This window comes from Chamaesiphon sp. OTE_20_metabat_361 (assembly GCF_031364565.1).
In genome coordinates this window covers 1-2325 of the sequence record NZ_JANLWO010000240.1, presented here as the reverse complement: position 1 = coordinate 2325, position 2325 = coordinate 1, and the positions used below count along the sequence as shown (strand labels likewise).

Genomic DNA, 2325 nt, shown 5'->3' with positions numbered 1-2325 from the left:
CTCATGCTGCCCAAAGTGAGCGGTTTAGATTTGTGTAGATTTTTGCGCTATCAGGGCAATCACGTCCCGATCCTGATCGTCAGTGCCAAAACCACCGAAACAGATCGGGTACTCGGCTTAGAAGTTGGCGCAGATGATTATATTAGCAAGCCATTTAGTATGCGCGAGTTAGTTGCTAGGTGTCGCGCACTACTCCGCCGCCATCGGCTCAATGTCGCAGCCGATACCCCCACACTGCAATTTCAAGACATCACCCTTTATCCTGAAGAGTACCGGGTATTAGTCCGTGGCATCGGTGTCAATCTCTCACCACGAGAATTTCGACTGCTAGAGCTATTCATGCAAAACCCCCGCCGCGTCTGGGATCGCGAACAATTACTCGATCGCGTTTGGGGGATCGACTTTATCGGCGATCGCAAAACCGTCGATGTCCACATCCGCTGGTTGCGCGAAAAACTCGAAATCGATCCCAGTCAGCCACAGTACATTACTACGGTACGTGGTTTTGGTTATCGGTTTGGATAGATGGGAGATGGGAGATGGGAGATGGGAGACTAATACACACCTTTTTACCTCTTACCTCTTACCTCTTACCTTTTACCTCTTACCTTTTACCTTTTACCTCTTACCTCTTACCTCTTACCCCACCCCCCTTTCCCGAAGAATTTTGACTGTAGAATACGACTTAGTAATTATTGGCGCGACAGCCGCCGCTAGGGTAGCCGCGATCGAGGCTGTAAATTTACAGGCGCGGGTGGCATTGGTGGTATCGACGCTTGCTGGCGCACAGATTCATCCTCAGTGCGATTTCTACCCCGATGCGTTGGCACAAATTGCCAAAACTACCCAAACTACTCGATCGCGGCTTCAGTCGCCGACTAGCTACCCTTGGAAGTACGCCGCCGCAGCGATCGACAGGCTGGATTTGCAAACTAATCCGGCTGTCTTGGCAGCGATGGGTGTAGATGTTATTTTTGGGATAGGTGAATTTTGTCGTCGTCCCCAGTTGGCGTTTAATGTGAGCGATCGCTATTTGCGGGCGCGGAAGTATCTCCTGGCGACTGGCTCGATCTCCCACTATCCCTTGATTCCGGGCATTCAAGATGCTGGGTTTGTCGGACTCGATCGATTGCCAGATTTGGCAGAGCGAGAAATCCCCCGGCGCTGGGCGATTATCGGATCTGAAGCCATCGGCGTAGAATTGGCACAAACCTTCGCAAAACTGGGCTGTCAAGTTACCCTGATCGTCGAAACCGCACAGATTTTACCTTATGAAAATCTCGATACTGCCAATCTGATTCAGGCGCAATTAGAAGCTGATGGCGTGCAAATTTATCTCGAAACTACCGTCACGAATGTCAGTAGGCAAGATGGCTCGAAACTATTGGCAACTGGGGGCGAACCCATCGCTGTCGATGAGATTTTCATTGCTTTACCAGATCGACCATTATTAGAGCCATTCAATCTCATCGGTGTCGGTGTCGAATATAGCGAAAAAGGCATTTCAGTAGATAATAAATTCCAAACATCTCATCGTCAAATTTACGCTTGCGGTAGCGTCTGTGGCAATGTTTTAGGTGGTTATCACAGTCAGAGCTTGACTCAGTATGAAGCCAAGATTGCTGTCAAAAATGCCCTATCTCGCCACCCAACTAAAATTGATTATCGTAGTTATAATAACTTGCCGTGGGCGGTATATACCGATCCGCCATTAGCCAGAGTCGGGATGACACTCATGACTGCGGCAAATAGCAACCCTCGCGATCTAATTATCCTCACCAAGTATTTAAAGACCTCTACTCAGGCAATTTTACACGATCTTAATAGCGGTATTTGTCGGATTGTCGTCACGCGTACCGGACAGCTTGTGGGTGCGGAAATTGTCGGCGAACATGCTCCCGAATCGATTCAAATTTTGGCAATTGCCATTCAACAAAAACTTAAGGTTGCCGATCTGAATTCCTTCCCTTATTTATCGCCGAGTTATACCGAATTTATCTACCAAACTGTCCAAGAATGGTATGTCTATCGTCGCCACCATCAGCACAAATCTAGTTGGCTCGATGTCTGGGAAAGGTTTTGTCAATTATTTTGGTGGAAGTAGCTGGCTAGGTGGTTACTAGTAAGTAGGTAGGTGCAATTTTTTATAAGATAGACTATGCCTGAAACCTAGTTGGTGGGCAGTGCCCACCCTACTGACTGTATTTATCATTACAACAGGCGATTGCTTGATACTTTCGCAGGAGGTCTATTCTTCAACCCAACCTACAGATCCTTGCCTCAAACCCTCGGTAGGGGCAATTCATGAATTGCCCCTACCGAGGG

General features: G+C 48.1%; 2 protein-coding genes. Both read left to right on the top strand.

Going from position 1 to position 2325, the window contains the following annotated elements; genetic code table 11:
- A partial coding sequence (locus RMO35_RS07070) for a response regulator transcription factor (protein WP_309739637.1) occupies window positions 1-525 on the top strand: 525 nt, incomplete at its 5' end.
- Between the two features lie 142 nt (window positions 526-667).
- Complete coding sequence (locus RMO35_RS07065) at window positions 668-2104, top strand: NAD(P)/FAD-dependent oxidoreductase (RefSeq protein WP_309739635.1); 1437 nt, start codon at window positions 668-670, stop codon at window positions 2102-2104.
- Window positions 2105-2325: the final 221 nt, after the last annotated feature.